At 41.4% G+C, this 20,234-nt stretch carries 13 protein-coding genes and 2 pseudogenes; 6 read left to right on the forward strand and 9 right to left on the reverse strand.

The window, feature by feature from the left end:
• From ACFE93_RS04225 to ACFE93_RS04245, 5 genes and pseudogenes are all read right to left on the reverse strand, one after another.
• On the reverse strand, positions 1-2,975 hold a 2,975-nt coding region (locus ACFE93_RS04225), incomplete at its 3' end, for an Hpt domain-containing protein (protein ID WP_375472154.1).
• Between the two features lie 97 nt (positions 2,976-3,072).
• Entirely contained in the window at positions 3,073-6,021 is a 2,949-nt protein-coding gene (locus tag ACFE93_RS04230; RefSeq protein WP_375472155.1) for a methyl-accepting chemotaxis protein, read from the reverse strand.
• 14 nt (positions 6,022-6,035) lie between these two features.
• Positions 6,036-6,566 carry a chemotaxis protein CheW gene (locus ACFE93_RS04235; RefSeq protein ID WP_375472156.1) on the reverse strand — a complete coding sequence of 177 codons (531 nt, stop codon included), beginning with the start codon at positions 6,564-6,566 and terminating at the stop codon, positions 6,036-6,038.
• A 13-nt stretch (positions 6,567-6,579) separates the two neighbouring features.
• Positions 6,580-6,945, reverse strand: coding sequence for a response regulator transcription factor (locus tag ACFE93_RS04240; RefSeq protein ID WP_069073698.1), 366 nt, complete (start codon positions 6,943-6,945; stop codon positions 6,580-6,582).
• A 489-nt stretch (positions 6,946-7,434) separates the two neighbouring features.
• A pseudogene (locus ACFE93_RS04245) lies at positions 7,435-8,613 on the reverse strand (response regulator).
• A 383-nt stretch (positions 8,614-8,996) separates the two neighbouring features.
• Here ACFE93_RS04245 and hmpF point away from each other — a divergent pair.
• Positions 8,997-10,760 carry a pilus motility taxis protein HmpF gene (hmpF, locus tag ACFE93_RS04250; RefSeq protein ID WP_375472157.1) on the forward strand — a complete coding sequence of 588 codons (1,764 nt, stop codon included), beginning with the start codon at positions 8,997-8,999 and terminating at the stop codon, positions 10,758-10,760.
• 467 nt (positions 10,761-11,227) lie between these two features.
• On the opposite strand, the gene ACFE93_RS04255 is transcribed toward hmpF, so the two are convergent.
• The 4 genes from ACFE93_RS04255 to ACFE93_RS04270 all read right to left on the reverse strand — a co-directional run bounded on the left by ACFE93_RS04255 (position 11,228) and on the right by ACFE93_RS04270 (position 13,071).
• Complete coding sequence (locus tag ACFE93_RS04255) at positions 11,228-11,353, reverse strand: hypothetical protein (protein ID WP_375472158.1); 126 nt, start codon at positions 11,351-11,353, stop codon at positions 11,228-11,230.
• Positions 11,337-11,594 carry a type II toxin-antitoxin system HigB family toxin gene (locus tag ACFE93_RS04260; RefSeq protein ID WP_375472218.1) on the reverse strand — a complete coding sequence of 86 codons (258 nt, stop codon included), beginning with the start codon at positions 11,592-11,594 and terminating at the stop codon, positions 11,337-11,339. The genes ACFE93_RS04255 and ACFE93_RS04260 overlap by 17 nt, the downstream gene beginning before the upstream one ends.
• 72 nt (positions 11,595-11,666) lie before the next feature.
• Positions 11,667-12,662, reverse strand: coding sequence for a tRNA lysidine(34) synthetase TilS (gene tilS / locus ACFE93_RS04265; RefSeq protein ID WP_375472159.1), 996 nt, complete (start codon positions 12,660-12,662; stop codon positions 11,667-11,669).
• A 67-nt stretch (positions 12,663-12,729) separates the two neighbouring features.
• Positions 12,730-13,071 carry a KGK domain-containing protein gene (locus ACFE93_RS04270; protein WP_375472160.1) on the reverse strand — a complete coding sequence of 114 codons (342 nt, stop codon included), beginning with the start codon at positions 13,069-13,071 and terminating at the stop codon, positions 12,730-12,732.
• A 398-nt stretch (positions 13,072-13,469) separates the two neighbouring features.
• Here ACFE93_RS04270 and nrdJ point away from each other — a divergent pair.
• The 5 genes and pseudogenes from nrdJ to ACFE93_RS04295 all read left to right on the forward strand — a co-directional run bounded on the left by nrdJ (position 13,470) and on the right by ACFE93_RS04295 (position 19,932).
• A pseudogene (nrdJ, locus tag ACFE93_RS04275) lies at positions 13,470-16,109 on the forward strand (ribonucleoside-triphosphate reductase, adenosylcobalamin-dependent).
• Positions 16,110-16,298: 189 nt separating this feature from the next.
• Complete coding sequence (locus ACFE93_RS04280; protein ID WP_375472161.1) at positions 16,299-16,520, forward strand: hypothetical protein; 222 nt, start codon at positions 16,299-16,301, stop codon at positions 16,518-16,520.
• Positions 16,521-16,986: 466 nt separating this feature from the next.
• Positions 16,987-18,156 (forward strand): pyridoxal phosphate-dependent aminotransferase, encoded by a 1,170-nt coding sequence (locus tag ACFE93_RS04285; RefSeq protein ID WP_375472162.1) that lies wholly within the window; start codon positions 16,987-16,989, stop codon positions 18,154-18,156.
• Positions 18,157-18,257: 101 nt separating this feature from the next.
• On the forward strand, positions 18,258-18,695 hold the full coding sequence (locus ACFE93_RS04290; RefSeq protein ID WP_375472163.1) for a secondary thiamine-phosphate synthase enzyme YjbQ: 438 nt from the start codon (positions 18,258-18,260) through the stop codon (positions 18,693-18,695).
• Between the two features lie 184 nt (positions 18,696-18,879).
• Entirely contained in the window at positions 18,880-19,932 is a 1,053-nt protein-coding gene (locus tag ACFE93_RS04295) for a Rieske 2Fe-2S domain-containing protein (protein WP_375472164.1), read from the forward strand.
• The last annotated feature ends 302 nt before the right edge of the window (positions 19,933-20,234 follow it).

Genomic DNA, 20,234 nt, shown 5'->3' on the forward strand with positions numbered 1-20,234 from the left:
AAATCATCTAGCTGTGCTTGGGATAATACTGAATCTGAATTTTCCTCAAAACTGACGGTTTCTGATAGTTCATCCACAGTATTCTCTGTGGTTTCTATCTGAATATAGGTCAATTCATTTGTAGCGACATCTTCAAACAGCAGGTGCGGGTTCTCATCGAAAGAGCCGAATAAATCACCTGCCTGTGCTTCTGGTGGTGCTGAATTTGAACTTTCCCCAAAACTGATAGTTTCTGATAGTTCATCCACAGTATTCTCTGTGGTTTCTATCTGAATATAGGTCAATTCATTTGTAGCGACATCTTCAAACAGCAGGTGCGGGTTCTCATCGAAAGAGCCGAATAAATCACCTGCCTGTGCTTCTGGTGGTGCTGAATTTGAACTTTCCCCAAAACTGATAGTTTCTGATAGTTCATCCACAGTATTCTCTGTAGTTTCCATTTGAATATAGATAGAATCATTTGTCGCAACATCTTCAAACAGAAATTGCGGATTCTCATCAAAAGTGCCTAATGAATTAACTTCCAGATCAACAGCAGATATATCTTGGGTCTGAGTAGTAAATTCTGGAACAAAATCTAAAGATTCTGGTTGTTGTGGTCTAAGAATTTCTTCCCCCGGATGCTGCGCTAACAAAGGCATTTCAGGCGTGGAGGTATCGTTGATTATAGGAGAAATAGCTGAGCTACTTGATGTTAATTCATCAAATAAATTATCTCCAGAATCTGATGATAATATTAAATCTAGCTGTTCTTGATGCTGGAAATTGATATCAAAATCTTCTTCTATATCAAAACTGGCTATAGAAGAAGGTATGGACTGCTGATTATCAGCAAAAATATTATCAGCCGCCGCAGTAAACAAACTTTCATCTAACGCCCTTTCCACATTCTGCTCAATTAAGGAATCGAATTCGTCCTTTTCTTCTGTGGTTTCCTGGTTCCAGAAGTTGCTCAAATCATTTTCTGATTGAGAAAACTCAGGTTCCGTTACCGGAGGTGTATCAAATAAATTATTGATTTCTGGTTCACTTGTCGATAGTTGTAGCTGTTCTTCCATTTCAGCAAACAAGTTGTCCAAAGACAAGTCTGTTGGCTCAGGTAATTCTATATAGTCACTAGGGGTAATTTGTTCTACCCAATTTGCATTTTTAGTTTCTAAGAATAAGTTATCAAAATTGTTTTGTTGGTTGATAGATAGTTCCACACTAGTGAACGGCTCAGTTTCTGATTGAGTGACTTTGCTTGTTGGCAATAGTTCATCATCATCTAACTCCTCTGTCAAGAAATCTTTGACTACACTATTTTGGACAATCTCGCTAATAGTCTGGTTTGTATCACTAGGAATATCAATAAATTCTTGTAAAATTTCGCAAGAAGATGAGTCTAAATTTATCTCAACTTCGTTAATATCGCTAAACTCTAGAGGCGTAGCAGATGTTTGTTGATTTTGAGGTTCTGAATTATCTTTTTCTAGGAAATGGTCGCCAAATAACAAGGATAAATCTTCTGTTGTGGCTGTGCTTGTTGGGTGCAGCGCGTTGCTTATATCTTCATTAAAGGAGAGTAAGTCAGATAAATCGTTATGAGCGTCTTCAGCCTCAGTGCTGCTCAAATCAATTCCCAAGTCATCGATAGCAACAATATCTAAGGTTTCTTCTTGATGCCAACTTTCATCTAGTTCGGGAGTTTCACCGTCAAATAAATCAGCAAGGGTATTTAACTCAGCTATTCCTACCTCTGGGCCATTGGGGTCAAGATTGTTACTGATTGGATGTGCTTCGTCATGTGTGGTGAAAGTAAGACTAGTGTTTCTACTTTCGTTTAGTGGTGTTCCTTGTAACTGAAAAGCGGAGCGTTCGTCGGAGACGTTAGAGTAGCTATCGCTACTATCATTGTCTAGATTCAGTTCTTCAGTTGTCTGGGCTAGGTTATTTATGACAAAAGGCTCGATGTTACCAGATAGAATTGGCTCTGATTCTGTGAAAGCCGCAGATTGTTCATCAAACAAATCAGGGGTAATTTCTAATAACTCAATTTCTGCAAAGCTCAAAAGTGCTTCTAGTTGCTGACTAATTGCAATTTCGGCTTCTCTACCTTGCAATACTAATTCTTGAGCTTGTTTGATTTCGGTAATGACAATTTTAGCTAAAGTCAGATAAGTATTTTCAGGATTGCCGATCGCACTGGCTGCTGCTTGACATAAACCACACCATTTGGACAAATTCCAAGTTTCACCAAGTTTGACTAACTGGTGACAGCATTGCTGGAGGTTTTGCCGAGTTGAAGGTGTTGTCGTTTGCTTAAATAGTTGCAACATTTCCCGCAGTGTTTGCAGCACTTGGGCTTGAAACTCGCTCCAGTTATTATTTTCTTTAGCAGTGACTGGCGATCGCGTTTCTTGAGGTGCTACTGAGTCTGGAGATTCCTGATGGGTGTCTTCTGCCAGATCGGGAATATCTCGCCGCAGGAAAAGTTCTGTAAGTGTGGAGACATTCTCTACAGAGGTTGTAAGTTTTGTTGCGTCAGGACTGCTGGCTGCTCCACTCTTTCCTTGTTCTACAAGTAGTTCCAGATGCTGATACAGCCATTGAAAGACTGGCTCAGTTTCTGACATCAAAGTATTAGCTGCATCTTCAGAAAGACCATAAGGCCCACTCAAATGCTCTAACAGCGATTTTAGGGTATCAGATACACCAAGAAATAAAGACTCTAACTTTTGGTCAATCTGAACCGGATTATCTTTAAGAACTTTAAAACAATCTTCCAGACGGTGGGAGGTATGCTGGATGCTAGTCAATCCAAGCATCGCCGCTCCTCCTTTGATGGAGTGAGCCGCCCGGAAGACCTCACTGATCATTTCCGGGTCGTTCAGGGTACCCTCTAAATTCAGTAAGCCCTGCTCAATGGTATTCAGGTGATCCCTGGCTTCTTCAATAAAGTAACCCAAAATCCGCTGTTGTTGTTCCGGCAGCATAGTTTTTTAGTCAAGAGTCATTAGTCATTAGTTATTAGTCATTAGTCATTGGTCATTGGTCATTAGCAAATAACAAAGACAAAGGACAAATGACAATTTATCTGGTTTCCATAGTTTCCACTCGGAAACGTTCAACGGAGGCGATCAAGTCACGGGATACACCTACTAAGTGTTGTAAGGCGCCTGAAACTCGCTGCGCTTCTTGGGAAGTTTCTTGGGCGGTTAGCTCTACTGATTGCATTACATGAGCGACGGCGCGGGAAGTTTCCGTTTGTTCCACAGTGTCACTGGTAATGGAGCGCACAAGAATATCGATGCGATTCGCCACTTGAATAATGTTTTCGAGCGATCGCTTGGCTTCTTCTGCCAATTTTGTCCCTTTAATTACTTGTTGTGTGCCTTCTTCCATCGCAGTCATTACTGAGCCTGTTTCGCTTTGGATTTGCATCACAATTTGTTCAATTTCCTTGAGGGATTTAGCAGATTTATCTGCTAGCTGGCGCACTTCATCTGCAACGATCGCAAACCCACGTCCAGCTTCTCCGGCTCTTGCCGCCTCAATACTAGCATTGAGCGCTAACAAGTTTGTTCTGGAAGCAATTTGAGAAATCAACGCCACAATTTTAGAAATTTCTTGGGAAGATTCCGCCAATCGCTTTACTTTGCGAGTGGTTTCGGCAACGGTTTCTCGAATTTCTAAAATCCCTGCCACGGTATTTTCTACTGCTTCGCCACCTTTAAGAGCGATCGTACTAGCATCACGCGCAACGGTTTCGGCTTCCCGCGCCGCCTCTGCTACCCGCTGAATCGAGTCGGTCATCACCTGTACAGAATTCAGCGTCACCGCTAACTCTTCTGCTTGCCGCAAAGCATCACTAGATAAGGCTCTGGCAAAGGTTTCGGAGTTGGTTGCACCTTTTGTTACATCCTTCGCCGCCACTTTTACCTGTTGCACAATATCCCGCAGGTTTTGAATCGTCAGGTTAAAGGCGTCAGCTACGGCTCCCAGTACGTCGGCTGTCACTTCCGCTTGGACTGTTAAATCGCCTCTAGCAGCTCCTTCCACATCATCCAATAAACGAATCACTTGACGTTGCAGGTTTTCTTTGGCTTCCTCTTGTTCATCGGCTTTGCGTTGGGCTTCACTTGTGGTTGTGAAAATTACCCGCGCCATTTCATTAAAGCCAGTAGCTAAATGCCCCAATTCATCTTCGGAAAACACTGTGGCTTGAGCGTTCAGATTTCCTTGACGTACAGCCTCAAACTGAGCTTGCAGGTCATCAGTTGTGCGCCGAATTTGTTTAAGCGCCAGATTTCCCATGAAGCCTGCGGTCGCAAAACCTGCAATCCCTGCGGCTAGTGACATTGCCCAACCTGTGTTTCTTACTGATTCTCGCTGTTGGGGTGGCGAAAATGTGGTGGCGACAAAGCTAACTGTGGCTACAACCAGCGCTGAGACAATGCCTACACTTCCAGCAATTAGCCATTGTTTCCGTTCGATGGAGGCATTTTCTAGTGGTGCTAACCATCCTTGCTCAATGCTGACATTGGGTTCTAGTTTCGAGATATCTGCTTGGCTAAAGACTGGAACGGCTTCATGGGAACCAGTCATTGAGAACAGTTCCTCTTCGCGATCGCTAGCAGCTGTATTACTTAAAAAAGCCTCCGCGCTTTGAAGGCGTCCAGTATCACTAGTTTCTACTGGAGCAGAATGCATTGCGGCATTACCGAAGTTAGAATCTCCTTCGATCAGGTCAAACCCTGGAATATTGCCTAAATCGTCAAATTCCTCAAAGTCATCTAAAAACTCGATATTGCTCTTATAATTTTCTCCATTCAGTATATTGCTTGAGTCTTCATAAGAGTTTAAACTCTCTGAGCCAAAGGCAGACTCAAATGCTTCCATATCAAAATTTTCATCGTCATCAAACTTATTTTGACTGATGAATTCACTTGACTTAGACTGCTTTTCTTTTCGAGGTAAATTGCTATTAAAAGATAAATCCTTCTCCGGCAAATTCGACTGAAAAGCTGATTCTACTTCCAAATCTGTTGGTGCTAACCAACTATCTGCTTCGGTTTCAGATAAGTTATCTTTACTGCCGTATTCCAACTTATTTGTTGTTGTCGAATCATTTCTCAGTTCTTCTGCAACAATCAGTAAAGTTTCGTCTCCAAAAGGAGATTTTTTATATTCTAAATTTCCAATCCTCTCCTCTGGAAACTTTGGCTCACTCAACAATAAATCAGGAGAGTTATTCTCGCTATTACCAGTTTGTAAATTAGAAGATGAATAGTTATTATTGTCAATAGGTGAATTTTCGTGAGGATAATTTATCTCATGATCTGAGAATTGACTATTTGCTAATGATTCTTCCAGAATTTCTTCTGAGATCCCTTCCTGCCAAAAAGCAGGCAACTCTAATTCTGTATTATCCTCCCAGTTTTTATTTGACTCTTGTTCCTGTGATTCTTCATTGACGGCAAAAGGGTCATCACCAAAAGGTGTAGAATAATCTGATATTTTTTTTGTTCCAATACTATCTTCTGTGGGTATATCAAATGGGCCTTTTGAAGATATATCTTCAACGCCATTTACACTTTCTTGATGCTCTCCAAAAAAGTTCAAATCAAGGTTATCGCTGTCAAACTCTTGATTAGTACCCAAATTTTCTAATTCTGGTTCGCTATCTGCCAGTACATCCGATATCTCTGAAGAATTTATTTCCTCTTGATTTTCTAATGGATCGATCTGCCCACCGAATGACTGTAAATATTGATTGATATTGTCAATTCCATTCTTGGCAAAACCAATAATTTCTTGATCGTTAGTCAAGCCTAATACCTGTTGATATTCTTCTTTTGCTACATCGTACTGCTGTAAAACATAGTAGATGTGACCCCGTAACAAATGGGTATTGGGGTCATCTGGTAAATTTTGCACCACTTGGTCAACTAAAGTGGCCGCAACCTCATAATTTCTTTGAACATAGGCGGTCATTGCCTGTTGATATGTTGGCTCGTAATTATCAATACTTGCTGCCATTTCCTCCTCCAATTTCATCCTGCCCACCTAGCACTCCGTACAATTGCCATTTGATCGAGCAGTCGTAGACACTGGTTGCTTTTAGCACCTAATAGCCACTCTCCACGTAAAAAGGGAGCCATAGTATCTGGAACACTAGTTGGTGGCATAAGATTCTGGACATCCAACCAGTCCATGCCACCGATTTCCTCTACTGCTAAACCGACTATTGTGTCTTGCTCTTCAATAGCAATCACCGAAATTTCAGCTCTATCCGTGTTTAACACACTTGCTTCCCCCAGAAATTGACCCAAATCGGCCACCCAAATAACTCGACCTCGTAAATTTAGAGTACCCAAAAGTAAAGGAGAAGCATTAGGAATCGGGGTGATTCTATCAGGACTTAGTTCAATTACCTCCCGGATACCAGTTGCTTGTAGTGCAAACTCCTGATGCGAGGGAATGTAAAACCTCAAATGTAACTCACCTTCAGGACTTTCTACTTGTAATTCTGGTCGAAAGTGGTCTTGACCGCTGCCACTTAAAAAGTCCGGTTTGCTGACCATGTTGTTTTTATCCTTATCCTCGCAGCAGTTGTTTGACTGTTCCTACCAACTCGGTTGGTTGAAACGGTTTGGCTATGTAAGCGTCTGCCCCCTGCTTCATGCCCCAATAACGATCAAATTCTTCGCCTTTGGAAGAACACATAACCACTGGGACATTTTGGGTTTTTGGATCGGATTTTAACCGCCGACAAACTTCGTAGCCGTTCATTCGGGGCATGACAATATCTAATACCACTAAATCTGGAGGTGCTATTTGAATTGCCTCTAATGCTTCTAATCCATCACTAGCATGGGTAACTGTTAGGCCAGTTGCTTTCAGGAGGTCTGTAATCATCTCCCTTTGCGCGATACTGTCTTCCACAATCAGAACTGTACTCATAAGTGTCTATTTACCTCCTGATTTAGACGTTCCTAATTGGAACATTCCCTGATTCCTCCGCAAGTATTAACTGTATAAATTAATTTTAGGTTCTCACTATTTTCCTGGATGTTGACGTTTCACTAAGTTAGCTGACTCTGTGATAACATCTTTTTACTCATCTTTTAGTAGATCAACAAATCTTCGATCTCTTTTTATGCTCCATAGATAAGAGAAATAATCAATGCCCCATGCCCTTCAGGAGTGCTGATACCATTTGTTTATGAAGATGCACAGAATATTAAACGAACCGCCAAGTACGCCAAGAGCGCCAAGAATAGAGAGTTACTCATTTAGTGCAGCTTCACATTAAATTGGTATGAGTGCTGAGTGCTGAGTGCTGACTGGGGAATCTCACTTCTTTACTCGCTTGCCGAGGAACTCGAAACGGGCTAAACGCCCCGCTTGACGCTAACGGAACTGTTTTGCCCCATGCCCCATGCCCTATTTTCATTGATTGTTGATATATTTCTCTACGAGCATGAGTAACTCAGTGTCTGTAAACGGTTTTGTTAAATAATCTGTTGCCCCGACCATCTTAGCTTTGACTCGATCCATAAACCCATCTTTCCCAGTAAGCATGATAATCGGTGTGAGCCGAAATGCTGTTGAATGTCGCAGCATGGCGCAAACCTCGTATCCTTCCAATTCCGACATGGCAATGTCGCATAAAATTAAATCAGGTTTGAGTTGAAAAACTAGACTTAGTGCCTCTAAGGGATTGGTGAGAGCGATCGCTTCATAACCTTGTGGTTGTAAGATGGAATTTATAGTCTTACCGATGGCGATCGCATCGTCAATACATACTATCCGCCCCGTCGGTTTTCCCTGCAATTCCCAGCTATCCGTGTGTGTATCTGGTTGATTAGTTTCTGAATATACTAGTTGTAGCCAACTTTGTTGTACATAAGGATATATTGCCTTAGCGACTGTCAAAATGTCTCGGTTGAGATGGCGAGCCAGTTGTCGCAAGGATGTTTTACCATCAGCCCAATGTTGTAGCTTATTCACGGTTGCTTCTGGTAAAGAAGATTGTAGCTAAACTTTGTCAGATAGCGCTGGCAATTGTTCTGGAGACTGAATGTGTGGATAGAGTTGCTTCCACTCTTGCAGCTGCTTGGTAATTTTTGTCACAAATGGAGCAATCTCAAAAGTGTTTAATTGCGGGGCAAGTGCCGCACCCTGATGGAAAATGAAGTTACCTTGGCGTAAACTCAGCAGATCAAAGAGAGTTTCATGCACTAAACCGTAAATGATACTACCAGCTATTTTTGGGTTGATGATATTCCGCTCCAAGAGTGCCCAAAGATAGGCATACTCTGGCGCGTCGGTTGGTGGCAAAGAAACAATTTGTTTGTCGGTGAGTCGCATCTCAACTCGATAATGACGTAAATAATCGCTAATTCTCGATAAACTACTCTCGCCTTCTTGGCAATAAATAATTTGACCATTAAGGAAAAAGACGAACCAAGACTGTTGTTTAGGGCGATAAATGCTCGCTCCATCTCCACCCAGTTTGTTGTTCTGGTGAGAGCTATAAGCTTCCACCCATAGTTGCCCAGTTCGCTGTCCCAATTCAATCAATTGCAGAATACTGCAAATATCAATTTCATTTAAATTTCCCTGCATTTAGCTAAAAAGTACTCCTTAGTATTGCTGAATTCTGAATCGTGAATTATGACTTCTTCTTTAAGTACTGATTATGGAGTATTGAAAAGATTTTTACTCTGTTCTGATTTTCATTAAGGAATACATTAAACTATAAACCTTCATCTTTCGTAATACACTTTGACAAAGCTAGTGTTAACACGGAAGTCATCATCACTGTCATCAGTACAAAATATAAAGGCGCGACCAGATCGCTTCTATAAGTATCAAGACGTAACATCTTGCGTCTATAGTTTTGTCAGTCTTGTTCTCCTAAACCCTGGTTAAGTAAGACAAGTTAACAGAATTATTTAAGGTATATCTCAAAACACGAACTTTAAGTGCATCAATAAAGGACTAACGGTGTGCTGTATTTAGCAGAAGTACAAAAACAGAAAGGTGGTTTACTCAGTGGCGGTGGCAAAACCGAACTGAAACTGCTAGCTTGTCAGCGAACTGACCAGAATTGGAGTACTGTGTCGGAAGAAGTGATTGCCGCTGAGGACGCAAGCAAATTAAATGATGGTGCTTTGGTACTGGTTGAACTGAATCCGAATCGTCAAGTGCAACGGATTCAAGAAGCAGGGCGTCCACTCGTCAACATTTTGCAGAATTTTTCCCGCCAGTTGGAGAAATTTAAACTCAAGGAAGATGAGATCGATCAGTGGAAACAGTCACTAACATTTCAGGCGCAAGAGTTGAATCGCCGTGAAATGGACATGGAGGTACGAGCAGAACAGTTGCAAGAATTGGAGGATGAGGTACAACATCTTGAGGAGCAAAAACAGGAAGTTGACACCTCCCGCCAGGAAATTGAACGATTACAAGGAGAAATTGAGCGCAACCGCCAAGAGTTGGAAGGCGCTTGGGAGCATTTACGGGGTGAGCAGCGTCGCCTAGAAGAACGCCAAGCGGATTTTCAACAAGGGACGGTTTTGGATGAGGAGCAAAGTCGAGTAATGAGTGAGTTACTCGATCGGTTGTCTAGTCGTGTTACTCCTACGGAAACAGTTAGAGAACATTTACATCTAGCCTTTGAATTAGTCGAAAAGCAGCAAGCGACTTTGACTCCGCATTGGCAAAAATTGGAGGAGCATAAAAGTGCGATCGCACAACAGCAAGAAGAAGTTGAGCGCTTATCACAAACTTTTAGCGATCGCCAAAATGCATTGCAACAAGCACAAAATTCTCTAGTTCAGCAAACAGCCCAATTGCAAATAAATACAGCAGACCTTACCAGCAAGCAAGAGTATGCTCGGCTCGTCAAAGAGCAGTTACGAAACGCCGAAGAGTTATATCAACAGATGCACTCTTTAGCTGCAACATCTGGTGATGTAGTTCTCGGTAAGCAAGCTGATGTGGAAGCTTTGAATAAAATGCCTTTAGAAGAACTACAAAAGATAGTGCAAGACTTGCAGCATAAGTTAGAAATCGACGCTAGCTTTGTTCACGATCAAGAACAAGAACTGAAATATAAACAAGAAGCTATAGAAGAACTTCAAACTAAATTAAATCACGCATCTGACCATGACCACATCAATTTAGAACTAGAACTAACGGATGAAAAAGACCTTTATCAGATGCTAAATTCCAGTTTGGTGGGACAACGCCGCAATATGCTACAGCACCAGAAGTTTCTCAAGCAACATCAAGCTGTACTGCTACGGCGGCAAGGACGTGCTGTTACTGAAGAAGAAGAAAGCAACAACAAAATTAATTTAGAACCGATTCTCTTACAAATTGAAACCCAGCGACAACAATATTCACAGGAAATTCAAAAGCTGGAACGTGAAATTGAGCAGATTCGTTCTAGTGTTGAGCTAAATCAGGGAATGATTGACAATCAAACTCACGATCTAGATGAAAAGCGCCAAGAACTGAAAGCGATGGAGGAAAATTTGCTATCCCTACGAAGAACAACTGCTGAATACTATGGTCGAGTGAATCTTTATCAAGAAGCACTACAACCAATTCAGGATTCTCTAGATGGATTAAGGCAAAAGCTGCAAGCAATTGGAGAATCTTTGGATCAATTCCAGGAAACTGCTGATTATCAAATTCAAGCGATCGCTCAGTTGCGTCACACTCTCCAAAGTTTAATGCCTCAGCCAGAATTACTAGCATCTTAACAAGTACTTGGGCTTTAGCCTAGCTAAAGTCCAATTACGAACTATGAGCTTAGTTATTACTCTATAAATAAACTAGAGTCTACATGAGACCTCTTGCATAAGTCGAATAGACCCCCCTTAATCCCCCCTTATAAAGGGGGGAAACTTGAAATCTTGCCCCCTCCCCTTCACAAGGGGAGGTTGGGGAGGGGTAATTCAAGGATTTTTGCAAGAGGTCTATGAAAAAACTCTCCCAGCTTACGAGCTTGTTCTGTATTTATCTTCTCTTGTCCATTTAAAATATTATTAACCAAATTTTCTGTTTCTAAAACTGATAATAAATCATCTCTACTTCTCTCAGATTCTTATAAAATAAATAACCACATAGATGTAGGATTATTTTGCTGGCTTGCTTGATAATATTCTTGTTCAAACTTTTCAATTAAAGTAATTAATAACTGATAAAGTTCGTCTTCTTCTGGGCTGCGTTACCGGTGCATTAAATCTTCCACTATCCCCAAAGCTTGCTCATTTTCGGCTTGACTCTTTATAAGTTTGGGAAGATAAGCTGTTAATAATTCTTTATATTTATCTGGATTAAAAGTAAGGGTCATTTTTCCAGTTCTCCCTATCATATTCTGCATGGTTGAGGATATATTTAATATAAATTAACTGTCCTTCATAATCTATACTAACAATCAAGCGATATTTCTTTCCTTTAATATTGAAAACTGTAAAATTACCAACAGCTTCAGCTTTAGGAAAAACCTGCTGTACTTCAACTAAATTTGACCATTTCGCTTTAGTGGTAACTTTATACCAATTGCTTAATGCTTCTTGGCAATCTAAATGGATTTCTGCATATTATCTTAATATTCTGAAACTAATAATGTGCATCGTTCCCGATCGCAAAAAGTCTTTAAATAACTATTTAAAACAGATCCAATCACCTTCTACTTGAGCGATCGCACCACCAGGAAATGGATCGGTTTGCGATCGGTTGGGCGCTATAATTAAAGCCGTTAATTTTTCGATGTGTTCAAAACTGGGCGCATCAGTCAGTATTTGCTGCAATACCTGACGCATCACCCGACGTTGCAACGCCAATGGTGCTTTCTGCAATACCCGACGATTTAACCTCAAGGGAAGAAAAGAAGTAAGAGAATCTTCTTCATGCCCCATGCTCCATGCCTCATCCCGCAATTCCTGGGCAGCTTTTTCTAAATATTCCACTTCTGCTTGTAAAAGTTCTGCCGTTTGGGCTAAGGCTGATTCTACTTGGTGGTTGAAATTATCTCGCAAATATGGTAGTAATTCTTGGCGAATGCGGTTGCGGGCATATTGCAAATCTTGATTGGTGGAATCTTCCCAAATTGGTAATTTAAATTCTTGACAAAATTGCTCTGTTTGTATTCGAGTAATTTCTAAAAGTGGACGCACTAGCATAATGCCTGTAGTTAGAGGGCGTTGCCAAGTTAGGGCTTGCAAGCCATCAGCACCAGTACCGCGAATTAAATTGTAAAGGAGAGTTTCGGCGCGATCGCTGGCGGTGTGTCCTGTAACTATATATTGATAATTATTTGCCTGAGCGATCGCACTTAAAGCTTGATAGCGCCAATCGCGTGCAGCAGCTTCACTATTTATCGGCTTGTTCGCTGTTTCTAAATAAAAAGATATACCCCAAGTTTTAGCTAAGTTTTCGACGTGATGAGCATTAGCCTCAGAGTCAGAACGCCAGCGATGATCGCAGTGAGCGATACCTAAATCCCATCCCCATTTGGATTGTAAATCTAAAAGTAATTTTATTAAACATAGAGAATCTTGTCCGCCGGAGACAGCAACTAATAGCTGTTGCTTGCGCTCAAATAAGTGGCGCGATCGGATTGTGCGATGTATTTTTGCATGTAGGGAAGTCCATACCATTTTGTTTTTTTCAGCGCACACAGACACATATAATTTTATATTATATCTGTGTATATCAAATTGGGTATTAGTTTTTACCTTCCTTTAGTTGCTGCCGAAGGTCGTCAAGAGGAGAGTTTTCCTGTTTAATATCTAATCGATTATCTTCGATTTCAGTTTCATCAGGGCAAAATTCTAGACATACTCTAATTTTACCTGTTCGCCATTGTTGACCAGGTATTAAAACACAACATTCAAATCCTTCTCCAAATACTCTTGATCCTGACGAGGTACAGTGTTCTGCCCAAATTTTACTAATTTCCTTTAATAACTGAAAAACTATTTGAGTGCGGGGTAAATTTTCAAATGCTTCTTGATAAAAATGCACAACATCATCATTAGGATTTAGAGGCTCCCATTCATTATTCATAATCAATTTCCTGTAACTAAATTTATAGTTCCCAAGAGACTGGAATTAATTGTTTGGATTTAACTTACAGCCATAACTTATTTAACTATCACTGCTAGTTGAGGGAAAGTAATGAAGAGTCCTGAGTACCATTAGCGGTAGCGGTGCGTTGAGCCAGTACTGAGTAGCGATCATCAGCCTGAAGATGGGGCGAAAGAGATAATTTACTTAAAATATATAGTGCTAATTAAAACTTAGTATTTATATTCTACTCAAGGGTAGGGTACATTATACATCATAAATTTCTGTTGTAATTAGTGCAGGGTAGAGGTAGCGTAAAGTGGACAATTTGACAATCTTTAATACTAAAACTACTTGGCGTATAGTCATAATCTGTCCGCACACAAGACACTTGATATATGGTTCAGAATCTCGAAAGAATACGCCAGAGTGCAAGGTTTCCAGAAACTGCACCGGCTGCTAATCCCGTATTTTTTAGAACCTATAGCCGCCGGACAAAGGCGGGACTAAGGGAAACATGGGATGAGGTATGCGATCGCACTCTACTCGGCTTAGTTGAGTTGGGAAAGCTAACTCAAGAAGAAGTTGCCATACTGGATAAGATGCAGCGCAAGTTGAAAGCTATGCCCAGTGGACGCTGGCTATGGGTTGGTGGTACAGACTGGATAACCAAGCCAAAGAATTTTTCCGGGGCTTATAATTGCACCTCTACTAATCTCGAAGACTGGAGTGCCTTCGGATTAATGATGGATCTGGCAATGATGGGCTGTGGCACTGGAGCTATTCTAGAACCACAATTTATTAACCAGTTGCCGCCCATTCGTAATCAACTGAATGTCACTGTACAAGGCGAAATTGGCAGCACTCCTGTCCAACAGCGACGTGAATATACTGAAACTCATATAGAAGGCAATAACGTCATTATTCACGTTGGAGATAGCCGTGAAGGTTGGGTTGAATCATATCAAGCCCTATTAGAACTCTCTACTGATGAACAATTTTCAGCAGAAGTTGAAGTATTAGTTGATATCAGCGATGTCCGTAGATCAGGAGAAACTCTTAACGGCTTTGGAGGAGTTGCTAATCCTGTAAAATTGCCCGGACTTTATCAGCGTTGTGCATCTATTTTGAATAAAGCTGTAGGACGACAATTAAATTCAGTTGAATGCTGTCTATTAATCGATCAAGCTGCTGTCACAATTGTTGCCGGTAATATTAGGCGATCAGCTGGCATGAGGCAAGGTTCGAGTGAAGATAATTTGTTCGCCGATGCCAAAGATAACTTATGGCAGCAAGATGAAAATGGCAACTGGCGAATTGATCCAGAGCGTGATGCACTTAGGATGGCAAATCATACCAGAGTTTTTCACTGCAAGCCAACTTTAGAAGAATGTATTGGTGCTGTCCGCAAACAATATTATAGTGGCGAGGGAGCGATTCAATGGGCTGGTGAAGCCGTAGCGCGATCAAACATTGATTTGCTGCCAACACAGGCTGTGAAAGTAAGTTTTTTGCAAGCTTATGAACAAGGAACAGCAAAACAATGGTTAAAAGAACGTTATCCAAATCTGGATGCTAATGAGTTAGAACATCGTTTAGCTCGTTATGGTTTAAATCCGTGTGGTAATTGATTTTGCCTCACGTTAAAAACCTCGCAAAAACGGGGAAAGCTGAGATGCTAATCCCGTGGTAATCAAAGGAAGTAAAAAGCCTTTGACACCGTACAGCGTAGAGAGTGAAACTAGATTACATCGAAAATTGGTGTCTAGAATATAATCTCTCCAAGAGTGCGGGGGCAGATGTAACAAGTCAAAAGTCAAAAGTCAAAAGTCAAAAGCCAATTTGAACTTTGACCTTTGACTTACCCAAAGGGGGTGTCACATCTGCAAAATGTACGCGGAGCTACTGCAAATAATCAAGCAGTAGAACTAGGGGATAAAAAGCCTCTAGGGTAACAAAAAAAGGAAATCATCGGTAGTAACTTCCACTGCAATTTGTCTGAGGTTCATCTCAATCAAATCGACCCACATAACTACAAAGAACAAAAGGAGGCTTTCACTGCTGGGGCGCTATCTGTAGCAGCACTTTTAAATCACAAATTCCTGGAACCACGCTATCAATACAGCCGGGAATTAGACCCGATTGTGGGAGTTTCTTTTACAGGTTTATTTGATTTCTTTGTCCATGCTTTTGGTGTTGATTGGCTACGCTGGTGGGAACAAGGAAGACCTGCAACTTCACAAGGATTAGCTTTCAAGTGTCAGGAAGAGAAATACCTCAGTTCTTGGAGAGATATTGTACATCGGGTGGTTTGGGATTACTGCGATCGCCACAATCTCAAGCGCCCAAATCGTTGCACCACAGTCCAACCTAGTGGCACTAAAGCTTTATTAACTAATGCTAGTTCAGGGTGGCATCCTCCCAAAGCCCAAAGATTCATTCGTCGAATCACCTTCGGCAAAAATGACCCAGTAGCCTTAGCTTGTATTGACTATGGTTACAACGTCATTCCCTCTCAATCAGACAAAGATGAACACGGCAATTTGCTTAACGATCCCTTTGATCCACGGGTGAGTGAATGGCTAGTGGAAATCCCTGTTTCTGTGACTTGGGCTGATTTACCAGGTGCTGATGAAATTGATGTTTCTAAGTTTTCAGTCTTAGCCCAATTTGATTTTGTCCTCCAGGTTCAACGTTGGTACGTTACTCACAACACATCAGCCACTTTGGAACTTCGCTCTGATGAAATCGAGACTTTGGGAGAACGCATCTATGAAACCATCCAGAATGATGAGGGATATATTTCAGCAGCTCTGTTAGCACGTTTTGACGATTTGCAATCATTCCCACGTTTGCCATTTGAACCAATCAATAAATCAACCTACGATCGCTTAACTCAAGAGGTGAAAGCGCGGCGCAAAACAGATGATTTCTGTGCAGTACTAAGCCGTTACGATTTAGGCGAAATGACAGAGGCTGGCCCTAGTGGTTGTGATTCTGATAAGTGTATGTTTCCCGATCAGCAACCAAGCTCATAAGGCAAAATGACGGGAGATTGGGGATGAAAGAGCAGGGGACAAGGGAGAATTATTGAACAAATCTCTCCCTTGTCTCCCCCCTCTTCTTTATTTACCTTGTCTCTTCCCCATGCCCAATGCCCAATCCTTTAACACGTTACGATCAATTAAGAAGTAATAATTTTTTACGGCAGTGCCAGGAGTCTTTTTATGTTCATTGATGAATTGTCACCTATATTCAGAGAACTTACTCGGCATCCAGTCTCATTTGTGGGTGGTTTTTTCTCTGGTGTGCTTCGACTCAATCTTGCAGACGATCCAGTTAAAAGCTGGCTAGATAAACAGACTCGCTCAAATAGTTACATCAGCAGCACTATAACGGATGCACATAACGGCAAAGCCACTGGCCCTCAGCAGATTTCGATTGACTAAAAACTCCAACCATAGATAGTTGAATTTACTACAAAATAGGGGGTCAGTGCTACCGACAGCAGCACTGACCCCCTATTTTCTACAATAATTATTTTTACTTTGATTTTTATACCAATTCAATTAATGATTGCAACACATCTTTCGGTAAAGACGCGATTCATCGCGTCTCTACAAATGGTCTATTTGTCGCATTCTTTTTTCAAATTGGTATTACTTCGGGGATTGAGATGGTAACGAGCAAACAATATCATTAATTTGGAATGGTGAGGCAGTCGCTCAGAGGGGGTTTCCCCATGAGGAACTGCCGTTAGCGCAGCGTTAGCGAGCCTGCGTTCGCGGAGCGTCTCGTAGAGAGCGTCACCCGTTAGCGAGTCCTCAAGCGTCAGGGGTGGTTTATTTCCGCCGTACACTAGTTGGTTGTTCCTCTATTAAGGGATACTAAAGCCAGGTACATAGGCAAGGAAATATGGAATCCTTAACCTCTCGTATGCAGGCGGTACAGTCGCCAATTATTCCTGTGGTTGGGGAACTGATTAAAAACTCTCCTGGAACAATCTCTCTAGGACAAGGCGTTGTTTCTTACAACCCACCACCGGAAGCCATAGAATTTTTAGCCAAATTCTTAGCCGAACCTGCCAATAATTTATACAAATCAGTTGAAGGAATTCCTCCTTTACTGACAGCACTTGCAGGAAAATTACAAGCCTTCAACGAGATTGAAATCAACGAGGAAAACTGCATCGTCGTGACAGCAGGGAGCAATATGGGATTTATGAATGCTATTCTTGCTATCACTAACCCAGGCGACGAAATTATTCTGAATACGCCCTACTATTTCAATCATGAAATGGCGATCGCAATGGCTGGTTGTCGTGCAGTGTTAGTGGCGACAGGTGAAAATTACCAACTGCGCCCAGAAGCGATCGCTCAAGCAATTACTCCCAAAACACGGGCTGTGGTGACAATTTCCCCAAATAATCCGACTGGAGTTGTCTATTCTGAAGCCGCATTGCGCCAAGTAAATCAAATTTGTGCTACTCGTAGTATTTACCACATCAGCGATGAAGCTTATGAATACTTTACCTATAACGGGGTAAAACACGTTTCACCTGGCTCATTTGGTAATAGTAGCGAGTACACCATTTCTCTCTATAGCCTTTCCAAAGCATACGGTTTTGCCAGTTGGCGCATTGGCTACATGGTGATTCCCAAACACTTACTTGTCGCTGTTAAAAAAGTCCAGGATACAATTTTGATTTGTCCGCCAGTCATTTCTCAATATGCAGCTTTAGGGGCATTGCAGGCAAAAGATGAGTATTTGAAGAGTAATATAGGAGCTATTGCTCAAGTACGCCAACTAGTATTAGACTCCCTTAACCGTCTACAAAGCTTATGTAGCATTATTCCTGCCAATGGCGCTTTCTATTTTTTCCTCAAAGTTTATACCCAGATGGATGCTTTTAAGTTAGTCAAAAGACTGATCAAAGAACATAAAGTAGCAGTTATTCCAGGTACAACCTTTGGCATAGATGACGGATGCTACCTACGCGTTGCTTATGGGGCGCTGCAAAAAGAGACGGTAAAAGAAGGTATAGAGAGATTAGTGCAAGGTTTGGAAACTATAATTAAGAGTTAGCAGTCATTCGTTTTTGGATTTTAGATTCTTTTTTAAATTGATGAGGGCGTTAACCTGTATTCGCGTACCTCGTCCACAATCCTAAATATAAAATTCAAAAAATGCCAATTATTAATAAGCTGATTGAAATTGAAACTGCTCCAAAAATAAATATTCATAATCTTACCCCACAAATTCAAGATTTTATTGCCTCAACATCAATTAAAAATGGACAAGCTTTAGTATTTTCTCGACACACTACAACAGCATTAGCTATCAACGAAAATGAAGTCAGATTATTAGAAGATATAAAAGTGTTCTTGCAAAATTTAGCACCTGAGTCAGATAGCTATTTGCATAATGATTTGCATTTAAGAGATGTTCCAGAAGATGAGCCAATTAATGCTCACTCTCATTTGATGGCAATGATGCTGACCACAAGTGAGATAATTCCCATTGTGGATGGTAAATTAGCTCTGGGAACCTGGCAATCTGTGTTGTTTTTTGAGTTAGATGGCCCACGAAAAAGAACGGTATCTGTACAAATTTCTGGCGAATAATGCAACTTAACACCCGCAGTTCTCCCAGAACAACCTAAATCTGAGAAAATTACGAACGCGATCGATAAATGTATCAGTTGAATTTATCTACAGTAATTTAAAACCTGAAAGAATGTTTTCTAACATAACCTTCCTTTCCACAAACCAGGACTTTCGTTGTGTCAAAGGTAGACACTATTAAGTTATGAAAAATAACGATAACTTTGTATTACGTAATACTTGGTACTATGCTTTGCCCAGCAATCAAATCAAGCCAGGTATGATGATCAGCCGCATTTTTTTAGGAGAACCAGTGCTGCTAGTTCGTAGCCAGGATGGCAAAGTGTCTGCAATGACGGACATTTGTCCCCATCGTGGTGTGCCCTTGAGTTGTGGGAGATTCAATGGGGAGGAAGTTGAATGCTGTTATCACGGTTGGCGCTTTAACTCTGTTGGGCGCTGTACTGCGATACCTTCTCTTGTAGAGGAGCAGCAAATGGATTTGAGTCGCTTTGATGTGCAGTCATATAGTGTTCGCGAAGCCCAAGGAAATATCTGGATATATATGCCCGATCCCGATAACCCTCAACCAGCTTCTGAGATGGAAATTCCGGTAATTCCAGGGTTTGATGAGCGATCGCACCAGTTTGTAGAAGTGGTAAAATTCCCTTGTTTTATAGATCATGCGGTAGTAGGTCTGATGGACCCTGCTCATTCACCTTATGTTCATCGCGCTTGGTGGTGGCGAAATGAGCAATTGCATGAGGAAGTAAAGCAATTCGATGCTTCGCCCTACGGCTTTACGATGCGACGACACCGATTACCAGCAAATGGGGGTCGATTATACTGGCTGATTGGCGGTGGTGTCCCGGAAACGGAGATTTCTTTTCGTTTACCTGGAGTCAGAATTGAAGAAACCACTATTGGTAATAATCGAGTCGTTAATTTAACGGCAGTTACACCGATTTCAGATATAGAAACAGAGGTAACTTTTGCTCTTTACTGGACACTTCCTTGGGTGGGATTTTTTAAGCCACTGTTACACTTGCTGGCGCGGACTTTTATTGGCCAAGACCGAACGGTTGTGGAAAAGCAGCAAATTGGTCTGAAATATAATCCTGTGCTGCGACTGATTAAAGATTCAGATATGCAGGCGCAGTGGTACTACCAGTTAAAGCGTGAGTATGCTCGGTCTGTAGCTGAAAAACGAGAATTTGTCAATCCTGTCAAAGGTCAAATACTCCGCTGGCGTGCTTAAAATTGAGATTTACAGCGTTGCTCGCTTTGCGGGATGATTTAGCAACTAAGGCTCATCTCTCCCCCTGTTTGCCCTGCTTGCCCAAATTAATCCCACTGTTCTGCAACGCCAGATTTATTTCTCTTGCCACGTCGTAGACATCGCCTAAAAACCAAAACTGAGAATTTAGCCTCAAATAGACATTTGAACCCAAGACAAAATATTTCGTTTTGTTAAGAAATACTGAGTGAACGATCGCTCTAGTAAATAGAGGTGGGACAAACAGCAATATTATGCTAAATCCACGGCTGAGAGGACGATCC

Source organism: uncultured Nostoc sp., assembly GCF_964247315.1.
In the GTDB taxonomy this organism is placed as follows: domain Bacteria; phylum Cyanobacteriota; class Cyanobacteriia; order Cyanobacteriales; family Nostocaceae; genus Nostoc.

What these genes read in the sequence shown, in the direction of transcription:
- ACFE93_RS04230 (WP_375472155.1), bottom strand. Translation starts at nt 6,021, where the DNA reads ATGGCAGCAAGTATTGATAATTACGAGCCAACATATCAACAGGCAATG.
- ACFE93_RS04235 (WP_375472156.1), bottom strand. Translation starts at nt 6,566, where the DNA reads ATGGTCAGCAAACCGGACTTTTTAAGTGGCAGCGGTCAAGACCACTTT.
- ACFE93_RS04240 (WP_069073698.1), bottom strand. Translation starts at nt 6,945, where the DNA reads ATGAGTACAGTTCTGATTGTGGAAGACAGTATCGCGCAAAGGGAGATG.
- ACFE93_RS04255 (WP_375472158.1), bottom strand. Translation starts at nt 11,353, where the DNA reads ATGACCCTTACTTTTAATCCAGATAAATATAAAGAATTATTAACAGCT.
- tilS (WP_375472159.1), bottom strand. Translation starts at nt 12,662, where the DNA reads ATGGTATGGACTTCCCTACATGCAAAAATACATCGCACAATCCGATCG.
- ACFE93_RS04270 (WP_375472160.1), bottom strand. Translation starts at nt 13,071, where the DNA reads ATGAATAATGAATGGGAGCCTCTAAATCCTAATGATGATGTTGTGCAT.
- ACFE93_RS04280 (WP_375472161.1), top strand. Translation starts at nt 16,299, where the DNA reads ATGTTCATTGATGAATTGTCACCTATATTCAGAGAACTTACTCGGCAT.
- ACFE93_RS04285 (WP_375472162.1), top strand. Translation starts at nt 16,987, where the DNA reads ATGGAATCCTTAACCTCTCGTATGCAGGCGGTACAGTCGCCAATTATT.
- ACFE93_RS04290 (WP_375472163.1), top strand. Translation starts at nt 18,258, where the DNA reads ATGCCAATTATTAATAAGCTGATTGAAATTGAAACTGCTCCAAAAATA.
- ACFE93_RS04295 (WP_375472164.1), top strand. Translation starts at nt 18,880, where the DNA reads ATGAAAAATAACGATAACTTTGTATTACGTAATACTTGGTACTATGCT.